Origin of the sequence: Arthrobacter terricola (genome assembly GCF_004354015.1) — a bacterium.
Taxonomy (GTDB): domain Bacteria; phylum Actinomycetota; class Actinomycetes; order Actinomycetales; family Micrococcaceae; genus Arthrobacter; species Arthrobacter terricola.
In genome coordinates this window covers 25,322-45,479 of record NZ_SMRU01000006.1, presented here as the reverse complement: position 1 = coordinate 45,479, position 20,158 = coordinate 25,322, and the positions used below count along the sequence as shown (strand labels likewise).

The following is a 20,158-nucleotide window of genomic DNA, read 5'->3' as shown; positions in this document are numbered from 1 at the left end:
ATTCCCTCCCCGTAGTCGGGCTACTTGTGGCGGATGTGGTCGTAGATGTTGACATAGTCCTGGCCGGGGCGGGCCCAGGAGTAGTCGCTGCGCATCGCGTTGAGCATCAGCTGACGGAACTCGCCGGGGTGGTCGTACCACAGCCCGAACGCCCGTTCCAGCGCCGATTCGACGGCGGCGTTGTCGGCCTGGTGAAACACGTATCCATTGCGCTGCCAGTCCGGACGGTCCGAGAAGTCCCGGTCGAAGACCGTGTCGACCATGCCGCCCACCCCGCGGACTACCGGGATGGTCCCGTAGCGCATGGCGATCATCGGGGTCAGGCCGCACGGCTCGAACATCGACGGCACCACGAGCATGTCCGCCCCCGCGTAGATCAGGTGCGACAGTTCCTCGCTGTATCCGACCTCCAGATGGCAGTCCGGGTTGTCATTGAGGTAGTGCTTGAGATGCCGGAAGTGTCCGTTGATCTCTTTGTCCAGGCCGTCACCCAAGAGCACGAACTGGGCACCCTTCTCAAGGGCGTAGAACAAGGCGTGATGCACCAAGTGCACACCCTTCTGGGTGTCGAGACGTCCCACGTAGGCAACGATAGGGCTGTAGGTGTCCCGCATCCAGAGCCGTTCGCGCAGTCGTCTCTTTGCGGCGTACTTGCCGTCGATCCACTCTGCCGAATACCGCTCAGGGATGAAAGGATCGATTTCGGGGTTCCAGGTGTCGTAGTCCACGCCGTTGAGTACCCCGCCGAACTTGGCCTGATGTGTCGACAAGGTCGGCCCCAGCCCGTCCCCGCCGTCGCCGTAGCGGGCCTCGTCGGCATGGTTGGGCGAGACTGTGGTGGTGAAGTTCGAGTAAACCACCCCTCCCTTCATCAAATTCACCGCCTGGAAACTGTGGTCGTCGCCGAGGCGGACACGGTCCAGGAAATAGTCTGGCCGGCCCAGCTGGGTGCTCCAAAGCTCCTTGGGGCCGGTCAAACCCTGATGGCGGAAGTTGTGGATGGTGTAGCACACCCGCTGGTCGGGCATCACATGCCCGTACTGCTCATACAAAAGCACCGGGACCAGTCCCGTCTGCCAGTCGTGGCAGTGAATCACATCCGGGCGTTTCCCCACTTTGTACAGGTATTCCATGGCGGCCTTGGAGAAGAACGTGAAGCGGTCCACGTCGTCGGCGTAACCGTACATGAGCTCCCGGTCGAAGAACCCTTCGTCCGAGTGGGGCTCGATGAAAAAGCACTTTCGCCCGTGCACGTAGCCGAACCAAACGCTGCAATGGACCGCATCCCCGTGCCACGGCACCCAGAGGTCGTGGTAGTCAATTGTCAACCCCCACACATCCTCGTGCCGCATGCCCGCATACTTGGGCAGCACGATCTCTACCTCGTGCCCCCGGATCTCCAGCTCACGGCTCAGCCCGAAAATCACATCGCCCAAGCCCCCGGCTTTTGCCACCGGTGCGCATTCGCTGGCCACCATCACCACATACATGCAATACCTCCGAAGTGCTCCAGCCGCCCACCGCGCCTCGTGCAAACGAGGTGCCGCGGGCGGCGATCCTCTACTGGCCGGTCTTCGCAGACGGCCTGGTTGCCGGAGTCTTCGCCCGCCCCGGCCTTGTTGGCCGGTGCCGCCTTGCCGGAACGGCAGCAACGGCAGGTGGACTGATCACCCTGGACTTCCAATTCCGAGCGCCATCTAATGCCTGTTGTGCCGGGCTCTCTGCGGCTAATGACAAGGGCGTGACGGGGTCTCGCCGAGCCCCATACTAGGACACCGGTCCTCCAGCATGCGGACCCCCCACGTCATGTTCGAGCGGGGTGTTAATTCACGGAAAATCCGACGTTACGCGAAGATGTCGTCGCGTTGCCGGTTGGTTGAACGGTGAGCGAGGCGAGGACCAGACTGAGCGCGTCGGAAACGTCCCGGAGCTTGCCATAGGTCCCCTCCTGGCCTCAAGAACGCTAAGGCGTTGGCCTTGACAGCCGACGCCGGCGGGGTGAGATTTAAGCCGCTACGCTCGTGATTTTGTCCCGTGCGCGCCGGATTTTGTTCAGCTTCACCAGAGCGGGATCGTCAAATGGCTTGGATGCGGAAGCTCAGCCTTCGGAGGTGGTTGCCCCGCGCCCGGCCGAGTGGCGGCGCGTCCGACGGCGGCCCGGCAGCTGAGTTTGATGGGCGCCCCGGTGCCGCTGGTCCAACGAGGGAAATCCGCTTAGCACTAGTGTGCTATGGGGGCGTGTCCCTGGCCGTCTATATGTATGGGGTGACGCGTGAGATCCTTGAGCTGGTCATCGCCTCGCGGCTCCTCGAGTCCGGCGAAACACAGGACATCGCGCCGGAAACAACCCGTTACGCCTATGTGCAGGCACTCCGCGAAAGCGCTAAGAACCACCAGGGCGCCCTGCCGAGGGTGGTGGTCGATATCGTTTCCGGTACTTCCGCAGGCGGCCTCGACGGCTTGTTCCTGGCGAAGGCCATGGCGATCGGCCGATCCCTCGAACCGCTCAAGAAGCTCTGGCTCAACCAGGCAGATGTCCGGACCCTCATGGCTGGATTCGGGGACGTGTGGTTTCGCCTCGTGGAGTTCGTTGGAAGGCTTGTGTTCACGCCCGACGCCGCTCCGCTGGACGGACCCGGAATGGTCGGATTGGTCAGCCGGAGCCTTCAGGCGATAGACAACGCGCCCCCGATAACTACAGGACCGCTCATTCCCCGGGGCCAGTCGTTGGACCTATTCGTCCCGATTACCGATGGCGCCGGACACAAGCGATTCTTGGTGCTTCATCCGGGCGGAACGATCCTCCAGGATGTGTCGCACCGCCACGTAATGCACTTCAGGGCGGTCTCCGGAGCTCCGGCGGAGAACCAGTTCGAACGGGACGGCAACCCCGTATTGGCCTTCGCCGCCCGTACGACGTCCAGTTTCCCCGGCGGGTTTCCACCGGTGACCATCGAAGGATTCGCCCAGGCATTCAATGCACTCGCCCAAACAGGGGACAGTTGGGACGCGACGCCATTCAAGACGAGGAAGTTCGTGAAGGACTTCTTCGACGACTACAGGGGATGGGGGGACGACCCCCGCAAGACCTGGTTCATGGACGGCGGCGTCCTGGACAACGCCCCGTTCGATCATGCCATCAAGACCATAGAACACAAGCGTGCGGACACAGAGGTTGAGCGCTACCTCGTCTACATCGATCCCCATCCCGTTCCCCCCTTGCCGAACCGTAAGGTGCGCCTCCCGAGCTGGCCCGGGAGCATGGTGGCGGGGGCAACTGCGATTCCCGCGCATCAGTCCATCTTGGAGGGACTGGTCGGATTGCGGCACCGGAACGCGCGTATTGAACAGATCAGCGACCTCACGAAAGGCCTCGAGTCGAGGATCGGGCAAGTATTGAACGATCGTGGGCAAAGGGTCACCGGCACCACCGAGTACCGAGACGTCTGCTTCGTCGAGGACGATCTCGCACGCTTGGCTGCTACCGAGATGGGCAAAAATCTGGAGGGCTATCTTCAGCTCCGCTTGGAAGCGATCGCCGTAAACCTCGGCAAAGCGGTCACCAAGATCTTCAAATACTCCGAGGAATCAAGCGTTGCCGCATTCATCCGGGAGGTCCTCCGGGCATGGGCGCTGCAGAAGGGCCAAAACGCCAACTTCAGTATTGACGGCTTGAAGGGCTTTTTCGGTGACTACGACGTGCCTTACCAGGAACGTCGGCTCCGGTTCCTCATCCAGGAACTCAACAAATTATATGAGGACCGGCCGGACAGCGCTGAAAGAGCCCTAGTGGACGCGGCGAAAACCGCCGTCTACGACGCGTTGGAATCACTTCACGCCTTGCCGGAAACGCTGAACAGCGCGGCGAAAACCGGTGCTGCCCTTTTTGCCCGCGTGGCCAACAAGGAACCGGCGGCGCTCGACCCCCACGGATTCGCGAGGGAAAACATGGAATCCCTCGATTCCTTCCTCGCAAGCCTGAAGTCTCCACGCGCGAGCCAGGACACGGCATTTTGGAACGAATTCAGCGGGCTACTCAAGGCGTGGCCGCGCAGCAATGCGAATCAAGCGCAGCGGCTCTTGGAAGCGTACGCCGGCTACCCTCTGTGGGACGCCGTGGTCTATCCGATTCTCGCGTTGTCTGAAATCCGGCAATCCAAGCGGATCGAAATCAGCCGGATCAGCCCTGAAGACGGAGCCGTCACCAGCGAAGGCCCCAAGCTCAAGGGCACAGGATTGGGGCAGTTCGCCGCGTTCTTGCGCAAAGACTGGCGTGAAAACGACTACCTTTGGGGCCGCCTCGACGCCACCGCGAAACTACTCGGCCTGATCCAACCAGGAATCAGCAGCCGCGAGGTAGCCGATGCCCTCCGCACAGTGCTCGCGGAGGAAGCGGGCCTGGGAATCCTCAAGGCAAAAACCCGGGGCTGTGTAACCAAGGAATTCCTCGAGGCTTCCATCGCGGATCTCGACGCGGGGTCACTTACGGCCCATGTTGCTGCTCGCAACGGGCCGTAAGCGACCCCGCGTTGGCTTTTAGCGCTTGACGGCGTCCAGCTTGAGCATCTTGGCAATGACGCCGTCGAGTTCGGAGTCGTCGAAGATTTTCTTCCAGTCGTCCTTGATGATGGTGTCCTTGCCGTACTGGATGGCGATTTCGCAGGCCTCGGAGAACGGGTTGGAGCCGCGCAGGGCGTTGGTGAGCGCGATCTGGACGTGGCCGAAGAGCATCGCCTTGGCTGCTTCCTCGGGGACGCCGGCGGTGTGCACGGTCTCGTGGAGGGCTTCGTTGAGCAGCGTGCCGATCATGCAGGCGACGGTTTCCACGAGGGTGGGTTCGAGGATGGCGAGCTGCTTGACGGTGACCCAGTGCACGTCAATGACCGGCGCGTAGATCGTCCGGATGGTCGTTTCGGCGGCTTCGCGGGCCGAGGCGGGAGCGTCGTCGTCGATCGCGGCAACGACGTTCTGCGGGGCGCCTGCGCCGCCGAAGGTGTCGGCCCATTCTTCCTTGGTGGTCCGCTCGAGGAACACCGACGGGTGGCACGGGTGCGCAACGGCCTGCACGACGTCGTCGCGCTTGGCCAGCAGCCCGGCGTAAGCGGCGGCCGGGTCCAGGGTGAGCAGGATCGCGCCGGACTTCATCTGCGGCACAACGCCTTCGGAGACGAGGCCCAGGACGGTGTCCGGGACGGCGAGGATTACGACGTCGGCGCCCTTGACGGCGTCGTCAGTCGCCGTGATCTCGCGGCCTTCGGCGCGGACCCGGTCCTGGCCGGCGGGGGAGTTCTCGCTGTAGGTGACGGCGTGGTTGGACTTCTGGAGGTTGCGGGAAACGCGCATCCCCATCTTGCCACCGGCTCCGATGACGGCCACGGTCAATATTTCTGCTGACATTTCACTTGCTCCTTAGGAATTCGATGCTTTGCTGGGTCCACTGGTTTTCGAGGTGGATGGTGTCCGTTTCGGTGTCCTGCCAGGGCAGCCAGTGTTCGACGATTTGGTTGATGTTTCTTTGCTTGGGTTGGATCTTTTCGACCATGTAGTCGTAGTCGAGAAGGCCTTCGCCCAGGGGTGCGCCGGAGTACGTGAATCCGACCCATCCCTGTTTGCGGCTGAACGCAAAGTCTTTGATGTGCATGTTGAGCACGTAGGGTTCGACGGCGTCGATCACCTGACGGGGCATCTCCAGTGCCGCGACGGTGTTGGCGGGGTCGGAGCAGATTCCCAGGTACGGGCTGCCGACGGCCCGGATGACCTCCAGGATCCGTTCCGTGGGGACTTGTTCGTAGGTTTCGACGGCGATGCGCACCCCGGCGGCCTCGAACTCGGGCAGGATCTCGGTGAAGATCGCGGTGGCTTCGTCGTTGTCCGGGGTGTGTCCGGGAACGTTGAACATGGTCCGGAGCAGCGCGGAGCCGAGGATCCGTGCGATGTGCAGGAAGCGGCGCAGGTGCTCGGGGCGGATGCCTTTCGTGCCGAGCTCGAGGGTGATGCCGAGGTTGTCCGCGGTGGCCCGGACGGCGCCGAGTTCGTCGTCGCTCATGTCCTCCAGGGGCGCGTAGTCGCAGATCTGGAACAGGTCCACCCCCATGGCGGCGGTGCGTTCGAGGGCTTGGTGGAGGGTGAGCGGGTTGCTGACCTGGTCTGAGAGTTGCCAGAAGAACGCGTAGCTGCTTAATCCAATACGACTGGCCTGCCCGATTCTGCTCATGCCGCCACTTCCTTGCCAGCGGCGATCCGGGCGGCGGTTTCGTCCAGGATGGCGGCCAGTGCTTGCGGGTCGTGGGCGAAGCGTCCGAGGAACAGGCCGGCGACGGCGGTGTCCAGTTCGGTGATCAGTCCGGGTCCGGCGCTGCCTCCGTAGATGACCCGGCTGTCGTGTTGGCCGGGCAGGTTTCGGAGGTGTTCGTCGAGGCCGCGGACCACGGCGCTGATGTAAGCCGGGGTGGCTGGTTCGGGGGCGCCGATGGCCCATTGCGGTTCGTAGGCGACGATGGTGCGTCCTGCGGGGCCGAGTGTTCCGGCCCGGTTGAGGGCGGCGTCGATCTCGGCGGTGCAGTGCGCGATCGCTTCCTCGGGCGAGCCGGCGGCTGGTTCCCCGACGCAGAGCACTGGGGTGAGGCCGTTGCGGTAAGCGGCGGCGGTCTTCAGCCCGATGACCGCGTCGTCTTCGCCGAAGATGCGGCGGCGTTCGGCGTGCCCGACTTCGGCGTAGCGTCCTCCGAGTTCGGCGATGGTTTTCGCGCCGGTTTCGCCGGTGTAGGGGCCTTCGTCTTCCCAGAAGATGTCCTGCGCCCCGGTCCCGACGCCGGCCGCGCCCAGGATGCGGGACGCTTCGGGCAGTGCGGGCAGGGCCGGGAGGACGAAGAGTTCGATGTCGTCGTTCACCACGGCTGGGTGCTTGAACGCCAGGGTGGCGATCTCGCGGCAGTAGTCCACGGAGCGCTGGTAGCCGAAGTACATTTTCAGGCTGACCCCGATCACCGCGCCCGGTCGGTGCGCGTCGGCACCGGACGGTCCGGCACCGGGCCGGGTGCCGCCGTCGTGGTTTGCGGTGTGGGTGTTAGCAGGAAGTGACACCTTCGTAGTCCTTAATGAGTGCGACTTTCTCGGCCGAGGCGGAGCTTTCGTCGAAGGTGTAGGTGAGCCATTCCTTGGCCAGGCGGCGGGCGAGTTCGAGTCCGATGACGCGTTGGCCCATGGTGAGGACCTGGGCGTTGTTGGACAGGATGGCGCGTTCGACGGAGAAGGAGTCGTGTGCGGTGACGGCGCGGATGCCGGGGACTTTGTTCGCAGCGATCGCGACGCCGAGGCCGGTGCCGCAGATGAGCAGGGCGCGGTCGGCTTTGCCGGCGGCGATGAGTTCCGCGGCGGCGATCGCCACCGAGGGGTAGGGGGTGTGGGATGCGGCGTCGACCCCGACGTCGGTTACGGATTCGACCAGGGGGTTGGCTTGCAGGTCGGTTTTGAGGGCTTCTTTGTAGTCGTATCCGGCGTCGTCGGATCCGATGACCAGGCGTAGTGCGGCGCTCATGCGTTCTCCTTCAGAAGGGTCGTGACAGTGGTGTCGGTGAGGGTGTTGTGGATGGCGCGGATGATCAGGGCCATGGAGACCGCGCCGGCGTCGGGGGTGCCGAGGCTTTTTTCGGCGTGCGGCCGGGCGCGGCCCATGAGGGGCAGCAGGGTCGCGGTGGCTTCGGCGGCCTGCTCGGCGACCGCGGCCGCGGTGCCCCAGGCGTCCCGCAACCGGGAACCGTCGGTGACGGCGGCGGTGAGGGCGTCGCTGAAGGGGGCCAGGACGTCCACGAGGGTTTTGTCCCCGACTTTGGCTTTGCCGAAGTCCATGATGGAGCGTTTCGCTTCGGCCACTCCGGCGGCCACGGCCTGCGCGGTGGGGCGTTCGGTGTTCCCCACGGCGTGTCCGACGGCGCGCAGGGCCATGCCCCACAGCGCTCCGGAGGTGCCGCCGGCTTTGTCGGCCCAGGCGTCCGCGGCCAGTTCCAGTACGGTCCCGGCACCGGCCCCGCGTTCGACGGCGTCTGCCGCGGCCGCGGTGGCGGCGTGGATTCCGCGTTCCATGCCGATGCCGTGGTCACCGTCTCCGGCGATCGCGTCGATGCGGCCGAGTTCGGCCACGTTCGCGTCGATCACGGCTTTCGCCGCGTGGAGGGCGGCCAGCACGGCGGTGGCTGATGCTTTGGACTCGTCAGAGGCGTCCGGGATCACGGTGAGCTGCTCGGCAGCGGCGGTGAGTTCATCGGCGTCGAGCGCTTCCGCGGTCACGGCGCCGCGGCGGAACGCGGGCGCATCCGCCGGGGCAAGCCACAGTTGCTCGAGTTCGGGGTCGAGCCAGAAGAGGGTCAGGGAGGTCCCGGCCATGTCGAAGCTCGTGACGAGTTCGCCGACCTGCGGGTCCACCGCGATGATCCCGGCCTCGGCCAAGAGTTGCGCGACGCGGCGGTAGAGAACGAACAGTTCTTCGTATTTCACGCTGCCCAGGCCGTTGAGGATCGGCACCACCCGCGCGCCTTGGATCTGCAGTCCGTCGGGGACCTCGGCGAGGAGGTCTTTGACGAGCAGTTCGGCGAGTTCGTCCGCCGTCGGGATCCCCGTTTCGCCGATGCCCGGCTCGCCATGGATGCCCATCCCGACGGCCATCCGGCCCGCGGGGACCGTGAACAGCGGTTCGGGGGCGCCGGGCAGGGTGCAGCCGGTGAACGCGACGCCGAAGGAGCGGGTGCGTTCGTTGGCGCGTTCGGCGATCCCGACGACGGCGTCCAGGGGGTAGCCGGCCTCGGCTGCCGCCGCGGCGACCTTGAAGACGGTCAGGTCACCGGCGATGCCACGGCGCTTGTGCTTCTCGGCCAGCGGTGCGGAGGAAATGTCGTCAGTGACGGCGATGCTGCGGCAATCGATGCCTTCGGCGCGGAGCTTGTCCTGGGCCTGGGTGAAGTGCAGCACGTCTCCGGCATAGTTGCCGTAGCCCAGCAGGATCCCGCCGCCGTTGTCCGCGGCCTTGGCCACGTTGTAAACCTGCTGCGCGGACGGGGACGCGAACAAATTCCCCATCGCCGCGCCATGGGCCAGGCCCTGCCCGACCAAACCGGCGAACGCCGGGTAATGGCCCGAACCGCCACCGATCACCAACGCCACTGAACCCGGAGTGCTGCGGGTGCTGCGGGCTACCCCGCCAGGCACCCGGCGCACCCACCGGCCATGCGACGCGACGAAACCCTCGATCATCTCATCAGCAAAAGCCGAGGGCTCATTGAACAAACGGGTCATGCGGAACTCCTGGAAACAGTGTGCGGAAAGGCTCGGGTGGGGGTGGGGAAGGTGGGATCAGCCTTGGGAGGGCTTGCCGGCGGCTGCGGTATCCATTGCGGTTGCGCGCAGCCCCTCAGGCGCTTTTCCCCGGCGGCTGAGTACGACCATGAGGATCGAGGACAGGAACATGAAACCGCCGACGACGAACATCGGTACTGTGTAGCTGCCGGTCCAGTCCTTGAGCCAGCCCGTGATGTAGCCCGCGCTGAAGCCGGCCAGGTTTCCAACGGTGTTGATCAGCGCGATGCCGGCCGCGGCTGCGGCGCCCGTGAGGAATTGCGTGGGGACGGTCCAGAAGTTCGGCAGTGCCGCGAAGATGGACATGGCCGTGATGGTGATGACGGCGATCGTCGCGGCCGGAGAGCCTGCGAACAGAGCCAGCGGGATGCTGATTGCTCCGGTAAGTGCGGGAACTGCGATGTGCCACGTCTTGACGCCGCGCTTCGTGGCGTCCTTCGACCAGAAGTACAAGGCGACGGCCGCGGGCAGGTAGGGGATTGCCGTGATGAGGCCTTGCTGGAAGACGTCGAATTTCGAACCGAACTGGGTCTCGAAGCCCTTGATGATGGTGGGCAGGAAGAACCCGAGGGCATAGAGGCCGTAGATGAAGCCGAAGTAGATAGCAGAGAGCATCCAGACGCGGCCGTTTCCGAAGACGGTCCGGACGCTTGCGTGCTTGCCGCCGTCCGACGTCGCGCTCTTTTCCTTTTCGAGCGCGCCGATCAGCCAGGTCTTTTCCTCGGAGGTCAGCCACTTGGCCTTGGCGGGTGAGTCGGCCAGGTAGAACCAGGAGATCACGCCGATCAGGATGGCGGGGATGGCCACGCCGAAGAACATGAAACGCCAGCCCTCAAGGCCGAAGAAGACGTTGTGCTGCTGGATGAGGGCACCGGCAAGCGGGGCGCCTACCACCGTGGTGAGGGGTTGTGCCAAGTAGAAGAGGGCGAGGATCTTGCTGCGGTGCTTGGCCGGTACCCAGAGGCTCAGGAAGAGGATGGCGCCTGGGAAGAAGCCGGCCTCGGCCACGCCCAAGGCGAAGCGGAGGATGTAGAGCTGTTCCACGTTGCCCACCCAGGTGAACAGCAAGGAGACGATGCCCCAGCTGACCATGATTCGCGCGAGCCAGCGGCGTGCGCCGAACTTGTGCAGGGCCAGGTTGCTGGGGACTTCCAACAGGATGTAGCCAATGAAGAAGACACCGGAAGCGAAGCCGAACTGCGCAGCGGAAAGCGCCAGGTCCGTGGTCATTCCGTTGGGGCCGGCGAAGGAAATGGCCGTCCGGTCCAGGTAATTGATGAAGAACATCAGGGCAACGAACGGCACCAGCCGGATCGCGACCTTCTTGATTGTCGAGCGTTCGACCACTGATTGCGTGGTGTCCACATTGACTCCTTGGTATTGGGTATCCCGGTGGCTCCTGCACTGGAGGTGCCGGGTTGGCTCGTGATTTTGCCGGTAGCACCCGGCGACGTGAACGTGTGATTTCAACCATAGGACTGAAATCTAAATTGGTCAACCGGTTGACTGATCACTCGATGGGACGGTCCGGCTCGTCAGGCGAAATTGGTCATCCGGTTGCTACGCTGTGAATGTGTCAGTAAATTCCGCGGCCGCAGCGGCCCACATCACGGCAGCCCTTGCACCCATGGAGCACGGCTCCGTCGTTTCCGAGGTTGCGGAGCGGCTGCTTGCGTACTTCACGAGCGGCGACATCGCAGCCGGGACGCGCCTTCCTGCCGAACGGCAGCTGGCGGCTTCGCTCGGCGTCGGACGTTCCGCGGTGCGCGAAGCACTGGCCGCCTTGGAGATCCTCGGGATCGTCATCGTCCGGCCGGGATCCGGGACCTACCTGCGCGACGGCGTCTCCGAACTTTTGCCGCGCACGCTCAGTTGGGGACTCATGCTGGGTGAGCCGCGCACGCGCGAGTTGGTCGAATTGCGCAGCGGCTTGGAGGTCCAAGCCGTCCAGTTGGCCGCCACCAGGATCAGTGACGAAGCTCTGGAGCGCATGCGGGCCGACCTCGATGCGATGGAGTCCGGACTCGACAACCTCGCGGTGTTCGTCGAGGCAGATGCCGCGTTCCACAAGGAAATCGCCGCGGCCTCCGGAAACCAGGTCCTCCAGGAACTGCTCCAGAGCATCCGGTCGCTCCTGAGGATCTGGGTGGACCGGGCACTGACCGACGAAGGCCACGCGGCCGCTGCCCTCTCGGAGCACCGCGCTATCTTCAAAGCCCTCGAATCCCGCGATCCCGCACTCGTCACCGAGGCCATGGTCTCGCACATGGGCACGGCATCGCGGCGGCTCTTGGCGGGCTACGACGCAGCCAGCAGCTCGCAGTAGTAGAAGTTCAGCGCAGTAACCGCCTGCCGCAGTAGCGGCCCACACACCCAAAGAGACGTGGTGGCGGGATTCGAACCCGCGTGCGCTGCTTTGCAGGCAGCTCCCTGGCCTCTTGGGTACACCACGTGCATCGAGGGTAGGCAGCCCGTGCCGGCCGATCCAACAATGGTTTCGCCGCCTTTCGCCCGGTGTCGCGGCGTTGCGCGCTGTGAACCCGTGCGACCTCCAAACTCGTGCTCCGCTCCGGCCTTGATTGAAAAGCGTTCAGTGCTAACCTCGTGAGCAATTGCGCAGGGCCAGCCTCGCTACATTCGCCAAGCCAGGAAGTACGCCGCCATGGAAACTCAAGCGGAACCGGGCGCGGACGCCCGGCTCGAAGCGCTCACGGACGCTCGACTCGAAGACCTCCTTGCCCAGCTCAGCCTCGGGGAGAAAGTCCGCTTGCTCACTGGCCGGGACTTCTGGACAACATGGCCCCTCGAGAAGATCGGCTTGCGCCGAATGCTGTTCTCTGACGGTCCCACTGGCGTCCGGGGCGAGGTGTGGGACGAGCGTGAACCGTCCATGAACTTCCCCTCCGCGACGGCCATCAGTTCTTCGTGGGATCCCGCGATCGCGGATCGCCTGGGCGCCGCCTCCGCCGTCGAAGCGCGACGCAAGGGAGTCGACGTCGTTCTCGGGCCCACCATCAACCTGCACCGCTCGCCGCTCGGCGGCAGGCACTTTGAGGCGTTCAGCGAAGATCCGGTCCTGACGGCGGAGCTTGCCGCGGCGTATGTGGCGGGAGTGCAGCGCAACGGCGTGGGCGCGACGCCCAAGCACTACGTCGCCAACGATTCCGAGACCGACCGCTTCACCGTTGACGCGCTCGTGGCCGAACGACCCCTGCGGGAGCTATACCTCCTGGCGTTCGAGAAGGCGATTGTCGAGTCGCGCGCCTGGCTCGTCATGAGTGCGTACAACTCGATCAACGGCACCACAGCTACCGAGAATGAGCTGCTGGAAACGCCGTTGAACAGCGAGTGGGGATTCGACGGCGTTGTCGTCAGCGACTGGACCGCGGTACGCAGCCTGGAGAGCGCCCGGCATTCCCAGGACCTCGTCATGCCCGGCCCGGACGGCCCTTGGGGTTCCGCGCTCGTCGCGGCAGTCAAGGACGGCGAGGTCTCCGAGGACGCCGTCGACCGGAAGGTGCTGCGCATCCTGCAACTCGCGGCCCGGGTGGGGGCGTTGGAAGGCTTCGAGCCCGTGGCGGCAGAACCGTCGGACCGGGAAGACCCGCTCGCGTTCGCTCGCGAAGCGTCCGTTGCCGGTACCGTCATGGTGAAGAACGACGGCGTGCTGCCGCTGGTCCTGGCGTCGGCGGTGAAGCTCGCCGTGATCGGGCACAACGCCCTCCACGCCAGGACCCAAGGCGGCGGATCGGCCACCGTGGTCCCGGAGAGGATCGTTACGCCGCTGGACGGAATCCAAGCGGCGTTCGGGGCCGAAAACGTCACGTACAGCGTGGGCGCGGTGGTTCAGGAGGGCGTTGCCGAACTACCCCTCGCACAACTCAGGAACCCGGTGACGGGGGAGCCTGGCCTGCGCGCGCAGTTCTACGACTCCACCGGCCAGGAACTGTTCGCCGAGGACCGCCGCTCCACTGCCTTGGTCTGGTTTGGCGGCGACGTGCCCATCGAGGAATCGTCCATGGTCCGATTCCATACTTTCTACACGCCTGAAATCAGCGGTTCAATCCAGCTCGGCTTCGCTACCGTGGGCCACGGCAGGATCTTCGTGGATGGTGTCCTCCTGCACGAAGCAAGTATCGAAGCGAGCGGCACGGACCTGGGCGCGGCGTTCCTCGCCCCACCCTCGGCATCAGTGCGCGTCGAAGCCACCGCCGGCACCCCGCTCGAGGTCATGGTGGAACTGGACCTCGACGACGGCGATGACGCCCTCTCCAACGCCTTGGCGGTGACCATAGGCCTGGAAGCGGCTCAGCCCGACCCGGAAGCATTGATCGCCGACGCGGTTGCGGCCGCCCGCGCTGCCGACGTCGCCGTCGTCGTAGTCGGCACCAACTCACGCGTGGAATCGGAAGGCTACGACCGCACGTCCTTGGAACTGCCCGGACTGCAAGACCGCCTGGTGCACGCCGTAGCCGAGGCGAATCCGCGCACGGTGGTGGTGGTCAATTCCGGTTCGCCGGTCCTGATGCCGTGGCGCCAGGACGTCTCCGCGATCCTTCTGACCTACTTCGGCGGCCAGGAATTCGGGACGGCGCTCGCGGACATCCTCACGGGCGAAGCGGAACCAGGCGGCCGGCTCCCCACCACCTGGCCGGCCGCGCAGGAAGACGTGCCCGTCCTGAACACCACACCGGACGCCGAAGGCAAGCTCAGTTACGACGAAGGCATCCATATCGGCTACCGGGCGTGGCTGAAAACCGACGCGGAACCTGCTTACGAATTTGGATTCGGCCTCGGGTACACGACGTGGGCGCTTGACGCCGTCGAGATCGCTGGCGGTGTTGCCGAAGCCGGCTCTGCTGTGCCGCTTGCCGTCACGGTAACCAATACGGGCTCCCGTCACGGCAAGCAAGTGGTGCAGGTGTACGCCGAACGGCCCGATTCCGCCGTAGACCGGCCGGTTCGCTGGCTTGTCGCGTCCGTCCCGGTCACTGCCGGGGCGGGCGAAACCGTCACCGCCACGCTCAGTGTGCCCACGCGCCTGCTGGCCTATTGGGACAACGGCTGGCAATACGAACCCGGGGATTACCGCCTCCGCATCGGGACGTCGGTCAGCAAACTGGACCTCGACGCCGTCGTCACTCTTCGAGGTGCGTAAGCGCGGCTACGCGAGCAGCGTGTTCACCAGTCGCGCCGCCACCTTGGCGGTCCGGGAGTCGATGTCGAACTCGGGATTGAGCTCTGCGACGTCCACATGCAGGAGCTTTCCGCTTGCCGCCACTTGCTTGCACACCGCGCTGATGATCGGCAACGGCACGCCATAAGCGGCCGGGGCGCTCACGCCGGGCGCCACCGACGCCGGCAGGACATCGAGGTCGATCGTCAGGTACACCACGTCCACGCCCTCAAGGAACCGCGCGACGAACTCGTGCACGGCCTCCGCAGAGCAGTCTTCGTCCGGAAGATACTTCACGCCCAGGCGGTCTGCCGTGTCGAAAAGGGTCCGCGTGTTGTTGGGTTCGGAAATCCCGACGACGGCGTAATTCAATTCGCGGCCTGCGGCGGCTTCCGCACGGGCCATCTGCAGGAACGGCGTGCCCGAGCTCGGCACGGGCTCGTCACGCAAGTCGAAGTGCGCATCCAGGTTCAGGACACCGAGCCGTTTGCCTGAACGCACAGCCTCCGAGCCGGCGACGCCCAAGTAGCTGGCGAAGGCGGTTTCGTGCCCGCCGCCCAGCAGGACGGTGAGGTTGCGGGCGTCGAGCAGTTCCGAAACCACGCTGCCTGCGCGGTCTTGGCCCGCCTCGAGCGAGCCGTCGTCCACCGCCACGTCACCGGCGTCGAACACATCCCGGTCCAGGTGGAAGGCGAGCGGACCCAGGGCGTTGCGGATCGCCGTCGGAGCGGCCGCCGCGCCTACGCGTCCCTTGTTGCGCAGCACCCCTTCGTCGCTACGGAAACCCACGACGACGGCGGGCCGGGAGCCGGTGCCCACGTTTCCGCGGCTGTGGGGAGCCACCGCCTGCCACCAGCGGCGGTGTTCGTCGCCGTCGCCGTCGTGGCGGCCGGTCCAAGGGGTGGGCGGAATGTCGATAGCGGGCAGCGCGGTGTACATAGTTCAAGCTCAGCGCATTGCCGGTCCGAAATACACCGCGTGGGCGCCGAGGGTGTCCGGTATCCCGGAAAGGCCTATTTGACGCCCAGGATTTCCTCGACCGGACCGATGCCGAAGAACAGCAGGAAAGCGGCAGCCACGGCCCACATGAGCGGATGGACTTCGCGGGCGCGGCCCTGGAATGTGCGGATCAGGACGTGGGAAATGAATCCCGCGCCCAGGCCGTTTGCGATCGAGTAGGTGAACGGCATGAGGGCGATCGTCAGGAAGGCGGGAATTCCGAGCGCCCAGTCTTCCCAATGGATCTTGCTCACTTGGGACACCATCATGAAGCCGACCACAACCAACGCAGGCGCGACCGCCTCGAAGGGGACCAGGTTGATGAGCGGGGTGACGAACATGGCCACGAGGAACAGCAAGCCAGTCACGATCGATGCCAGGCCGGTCCGGGCGCCTTCGCCGATGCCCGCGCCCGACTCCACGAAGATCTGATTGGAAGACACGGACGAGCCGCCGCCTATGATCGCGCCGAGGGCGTCCACCTGGAGGACACGGTCCACGTTCGGGATGTTTCCGTGCTTGTCCACGTTGCCGGCTTCCCGGGCCAGGCCCACCATGGTTCCCATGGCGTCGAAGAAGATGCTCAGCAGGATCACGAAAGCGAGGAGCGCGGCCGCGATGATGCCGAGGTGCTGGAACGCGCCCACCGGGTTCGCCTTGCCGATGAGGGACAGGTCGGGGGCGGCCCACTGGGTGAACTTGGGCGCCACGAGGGACCAGCCACGGGGATTGACGTTCTTCCCGTCAAAGCTCGGGCCGATGTGCAAGGTGAACTCAAGGACGGCGGCCAGGGCTGTCGAAGCGATGATGCCGATCAGGATGGCGCCGCGCACCTTGCGGACCACGAGCGCGATCGTCAGCACCAGTCCGACGACGAAGACCAGCGTGGGCCAGCCAAGGAGCTTCCCGTCGACGCCGAGGCTGACTGGGACCGTGGTGCCGGCGGCGTCCGGGACGCGGCGCACGAACCCCGCATTGACCAGGCCGATCAAAGCGATGAACAGGCCGATGCCCACCACGATCGCCGTCTTGAGGGCCTCGGGCACGGCTTTGAAGACGGCCGTCCGGAAGCCGGTGAGCACCAGGATCAGCATGGTCAAGCCGGAAAGCATCACCAGGCCCATCATGTCCGGCCAGGTCAGGCCGGGATGGGACGCGACCGTGACGGCCACGAACGCGTTCACGCCCAGGCCGGTGGCCACCGCGAACGGATGCTTGGCCCACGCGCCCATGAGGATCGTCAGGATTCCGGCAACGAACGCGGTGGTCGCTGCGACAGCGGGGAAACCCAAGGAGTGGCCCGAGGAGTCCGCCCCGGAGAGGATCAACGGGTTCAGGACGACGATGTAGCTCATGGCAAAGAACGTTGCGAACCCGCCCCTGATTTCGCGGGAATAGGTGGATCCACGTTCCGAAATCTTGAAGTAGCGATCGATGGCTGAGCCCTGTTTGAGCATGGAGGTCTCCGGGGATCGGGGAAGTGTGCTCTCAAATCCTATGCCCGTGACAGCGGACACCCAGCGAATTCGCCTAGTCTGTAAGGAATCCAACAAAAAGGGAGTCGTCCGCTCATGCGCCCTATCCGCCAGTTGCTGGCCGCCGTCATTGCTGTCACCGCGGTACTTTTCTCTGCGGTGTTGATTTCCGCCGCACCCGCCCTGGCGCATGATGTCGCCGAATCAACCTCGCCGGCGAACGGCTCAACTGTTGATAGCGTGCCCGATTCCGTATCCATCACCTTCAACAACCGGCCCCTCTTGCTGGGATCTCAGATCCAGGTCAAGGACTCTACCGGCCAGAACTGGGCGGACGGCTCCGTCGAGATCGTGGACACCGTCGTCTCGCAAAAGCTGAAGCCGGGCGCCCCTGCCGGTCCCTTCACAGTGGTTTGGCGGGTTGTCAGCTCGGATTCGCACCCCATCGAGGGGAGCTTCAGTTTCACGGCGAAAACCGGAAGTACGACGTCGGCCGGCAGTTCCGGCGCGGTGCCCACCGCCGGTACGCTCGCCCCGGGTTCGACCACCACGCCGGACAAAGCCCCGGACGCCTCCCAGCCTTTCCCTTGGAGCATCGTCGGGCTCGCGGTAGTGGCCGTAGGGCTTCTGGTGTTCCTGGGAGTCACCGCGCGGCGCAAGCTCGCGGGAGGCGGGGACACTGAAGATGCTGGAGTTGGTGGCGCAGAGGACACGACGGACGATGACTAGGACTTAGGCAGGGCGCCGGCCCTGATGCCTGGTCCCTGATGTCCGGGCCCCGATGCCCGGCGCTTGTTTCGCATTCCGGAGCTACTTGCGCTGGTACCGGAAACAAGCGCTTGTGGCGTTGGGTTTTTTCTAGGCGAGGGTCGGGAGCGCCGCGAAGACCCCGACGTGGGCTGCATGGACGCTGTCCGGGTGCACCTTGGCCGAAATCGCTTGGCCCACTACCTTGGCTTGGCGAAGGACCTCTTTGGGCGTGGGAGTCGCGAGTTCGCCGACGCCCACCAGGTACATTCCGATCGCCCGCATGGCTGCCACGAAGTTCTGGCCAATCGCGATACCAAGATCGGCAAGCATCCGCCGCAATTGGCTCTGCCCGCAGCGGGTAACGACGATGTGGTCGGCGAGGAGCACGCCGTTCGGCGTGTGGACAGCCCATTGGTGTGAATCAGGCTTGTCCTGCAGCGAGACACTGGCCACCGAGCCCTCGACGGCGGTTTCATCCACGCGGTCCAGGCGGACGGCCCGCGTGGTGTTCCGGACGTCCAGGCTGTGGCTCGTGGCATAGTTCCGGAGGTGCCTCAGGATTTCACTGCGCTCCTGGAGGCATGCGACGTCGGCGGCATCGCAACGCGGAAGGAGACCCGTGCCGGGCGACTGCGTGCTTCCCGTGATGTACAGGCCATCAACAACGATTGCGTCCACCCCATAGCGACTGAGCTCGCTGGCCACGGCCAAGCCGGACATGCCGGCGCCAATGACTACCGTGGTGGTGCGTTCCGTCCTCGCAGCAGGCATGGTTGACACAGCTTGGCTCCTCCTTGAAAAGTGCATTACCCAAGGCAATACAGGGGCAGCGTCCGAGTCCCCAAGCGGTCGCGACTGAAGGCCGTTGGCGTGTTGGAAAACACGATCACCGTCATCAGTGCCTCGAACATTACAGAAGAAATCGTGTGCTGGATAGCCCCGTCATCGGCATGTCTGCGAACGCTTTTTTCACCCCGGGATTTCGCTGTTTAGAAGGTGTTCCAAGCGTTATCCACATACGCTGATTCCGGCTTGATTCGCCTCCTGCAAACGAGAATAGTGATCATTGGAGGCCACAACTCACGCCGGTGTAAGGAATGCACAGGGAAAGCACGTTGTGGGCACGGCCTCTGGCAGAATAGCCGCAACATCAGCCAGTAGTGCGAGGAGGCAGGCCCCATGGACCAGCACAGCAAACACTCTGAAAGCCATCACCCGGACCCCGAAGGCAACGGGGAGGAGCCATCGATCGCCCCTGGCGGAATTGTGGTTGGCGTTGACGGTAGCGAGCACGGCCAATGCGCCCTCGTCTGGGCCGCGCGGGAAGCTGAGCGGAGGCAGATCCCGCTCCACGTCGTGACGGCGTACTCCGTTCCGATCTTCGCGGCCTCGGGCTTGGACGGCGGATACGCAACAGTGGACGATTCCGTCATACGGGACGGTGCCGAAGCGATCGTCAAGCAAGCGCTCGAGAAAGTTGCCGGCTACGCCATCGACGTCGATGGCTCAGTTGAGAATGGCGACGCGTCCGGCGTGCTGCTGGACCTGTCCGAATCGGCCGAACTCCTAGTTTTCGGTACGCGCGGGCGTGGTGGTTTCGTTGGCAGGCTGTTGGGCTCGGTTAGCAGTGCACTCCCTGCCCACTCGAAGTGCCCAACAGTGACCGTGCCGCTCTTCTGCTCGGACCGCCTGGGTGAAAGCACCGAGGACAAACACATCAAGGCAGAGCGTGCCAAGTCAGGCCCCCACGTGATCGAGAACGTTGTGGCCGTGGGCGTGGATGGTTCGGAGCAGGCACGGATTGCCGTGTTGGAGGCCGCTGAACAAGCCCAGAGGATGGGAGCGAAGCTGCGCGTCATCTGTGCCGTTCCGGAATACAGCGGATCCCTCGCCTGGGTTCCGGCTCCCTTGGACAGGGAAGCGCTGTTCAGGGATATCAAGGTTCAGCTTGAAGCCGGCATGGCCTGGCTCAAGAGCCACTTCCCCAAGCTGCCCGTGGAAACCCAATTGCTGGACGGCTCTCCGGTGGAGGTGCTTGTGGAAGTCAGCCGTGGCGTTGAACTTGTGGTGGTCGGTACTCGTGGCCGCGGGGGCTTCGCAGGAATGCTCCTCGGATCAACCTCGGATGGCATCCTGCACCATGCAAAGGGTCCAGTGCTCGTTGTTCCGGACCGTGATGATCCGAGGCTCGAGGACCGCCCAAGGTTCGGCCCCATGCTCGGCGCGGCTTAGGCCCAGGGGAACGAGCAGGCGGCGGGGGACGGACGGCAATGATCACGGAGAAGTCGGAGTCGGAGCCGGGGTCCGAATCGGGGTCGGGGTCGGGGTCTGGGTCTGGGTCTGAGTGGGCGCCGGGGGCGGGGCCTGAGTCGGCGTCAGGAACCGCGCCGCGCTTGATTCTCGCATTACG

Annotated in this window: 15 protein-coding genes and 1 tRNA gene; 5 read left to right on the top strand and 11 right to left on the bottom strand. The window is 64.7% G+C overall.

Translation table 11 applies throughout. The features are described from left to right. Nucleotides 1-20: 20 nt before the first annotated feature. Complete coding sequence (locus tag E1809_RS06380; RefSeq protein WP_133203385.1) at nt 21-1,490, bottom strand: glycogen synthase; 1,470 nt, start codon at nt 1,488-1,490, stop codon at nt 21-23. Between the two features lie 589 nt (nt 1,491-2,079). On the opposite strand from E1809_RS06380, the gene E1809_RS06375 reads away from it, so the two are divergent. Next, the gene (locus E1809_RS06375) at nt 2,080-4,518 is read left to right on the top strand and encodes a patatin-like protein (RefSeq protein WP_133203384.1); all 2,439 of its coding nucleotides are present in this window, start codon (nt 2,080-2,082) and stop codon (nt 4,516-4,518) included. Between the two features lie 18 nt (nt 4,519-4,536). Here the strand turns inward: E1809_RS06375 and E1809_RS06370 are convergent, their stop codons facing one another. Genes E1809_RS06370 through E1809_RS06345 form a run of 6 tightly spaced genes read right to left on the bottom strand, consistent with a single transcriptional unit; the run spans nt 4,537 to nt 10,713 of the window. Then, complete coding sequence (locus E1809_RS06370; protein ID WP_133203383.1) at nt 4,537-5,397, bottom strand: phosphogluconate dehydrogenase C-terminal domain-containing protein; 861 nt, start codon at nt 5,395-5,397, stop codon at nt 4,537-4,539. 1 nt (nt 5,398) lies between these two features. After that, nucleotides 5,399-6,214, bottom strand: a complete 816-nt coding sequence (locus E1809_RS06365) for a sugar phosphate isomerase/epimerase family protein (protein ID WP_133203382.1) — start codon at nt 6,212-6,214, stop codon at nt 5,399-5,401. Then, nucleotides 6,211-7,083, bottom strand: coding sequence for a triose-phosphate isomerase family protein (locus tag E1809_RS06360; RefSeq protein ID WP_235835481.1), 873 nt, complete (start codon nt 7,081-7,083; stop codon nt 6,211-6,213). Before E1809_RS06360 ends, E1809_RS06365 begins: the two co-directional genes overlap by 4 nt. After that, the gene (locus E1809_RS06355) at nt 7,067-7,537 is read right to left on the bottom strand and encodes a ribose-5-phosphate isomerase (RefSeq protein WP_133203381.1); all 471 of its coding nucleotides are present in this window, start codon (nt 7,535-7,537) and stop codon (nt 7,067-7,069) included. The genes E1809_RS06360 and E1809_RS06355 overlap by 17 nt, the downstream gene beginning before the upstream one ends. Further along, entirely contained in the window at nt 7,534-9,288 is a 1,755-nt protein-coding gene (locus tag E1809_RS06350) for a dihydroxyacetone kinase family protein (RefSeq protein WP_133203380.1), read from the bottom strand. Before E1809_RS06350 ends, E1809_RS06355 begins: the two co-directional genes overlap by 4 nt. 57 nt (nt 9,289-9,345) lie before the next feature. Further along, the gene (locus E1809_RS06345) at nt 9,346-10,713 is read right to left on the bottom strand and encodes an MFS transporter (RefSeq protein WP_133203379.1); all 1,368 of its coding nucleotides are present in this window, start codon (nt 10,711-10,713) and stop codon (nt 9,346-9,348) included. A 208-nt stretch (nt 10,714-10,921) separates the two neighbouring features. Between E1809_RS06345 and E1809_RS06340 the strand changes: the two genes are divergently transcribed. Then, on the top strand, nt 10,922-11,674 hold the full coding sequence (locus tag E1809_RS06340; RefSeq protein ID WP_133203378.1) for a FadR/GntR family transcriptional regulator: 753 nt from the start codon (nt 10,922-10,924) through the stop codon (nt 11,672-11,674). Between the two features lie 55 nt (nt 11,675-11,729). On the opposite strand, the gene E1809_RS06335 is transcribed toward E1809_RS06340, so the two are convergent. Beyond that, nucleotides 11,730-11,800, bottom strand: a tRNA-Cys gene (locus tag E1809_RS06335). A 210-nt stretch (nt 11,801-12,010) separates the two neighbouring features. On the opposite strand from E1809_RS06335, the gene E1809_RS06330 reads away from it, so the two are divergent. Next, on the top strand, nt 12,011-14,506 hold the full coding sequence (locus E1809_RS06330; RefSeq protein WP_133203377.1) for a beta-glucosidase: 2,496 nt from the start codon (nt 12,011-12,013) through the stop codon (nt 14,504-14,506). 6 nt (nt 14,507-14,512) lie between these two features. Here E1809_RS06330 and hutG read toward each other — a convergent pair whose 3' ends face one another. Continuing rightward, a complete protein-coding gene (gene hutG / locus E1809_RS06325) occupies nt 14,513-15,463 on the bottom strand; it encodes a formimidoylglutamase (protein ID WP_133203376.1) in 951 nt (316 codons plus the stop codon). 74 nt (nt 15,464-15,537) lie between these two features. Beyond that, nucleotides 15,538-16,980, bottom strand: coding sequence for an NCS2 family permease (locus E1809_RS06320; protein ID WP_133203375.1), 1,443 nt, complete (start codon nt 16,978-16,980; stop codon nt 15,538-15,540). 114 nt (nt 16,981-17,094) lie between these two features. On the opposite strand from E1809_RS06320, the gene E1809_RS06315 reads away from it, so the two are divergent. After that, entirely contained in the window at nt 17,095-17,727 is a 633-nt protein-coding gene (locus tag E1809_RS06315; protein ID WP_133203374.1) for a copper resistance CopC family protein, read from the top strand. A 129-nt stretch (nt 17,728-17,856) separates the two neighbouring features. On the opposite strand, the gene E1809_RS06310 is transcribed toward E1809_RS06315, so the two are convergent. Then, nucleotides 17,857-18,519, bottom strand: coding sequence for an FAD-binding protein (locus E1809_RS06310; RefSeq protein WP_133203518.1), 663 nt, complete (start codon nt 18,517-18,519; stop codon nt 17,857-17,859). A gap of 408 nt (nt 18,520-18,927) precedes the next feature. Here E1809_RS06310 and E1809_RS06305 point away from each other — a divergent pair, with 408 nt between their 5' ends. Next, nucleotides 18,928-19,980 (top strand): universal stress protein, encoded by a 1,053-nt coding sequence (locus E1809_RS06305; protein ID WP_133203373.1) that lies wholly within the window; start codon nt 18,928-18,930, stop codon nt 19,978-19,980. The last annotated feature ends 178 nt before the right edge of the window (nt 19,981-20,158 follow it).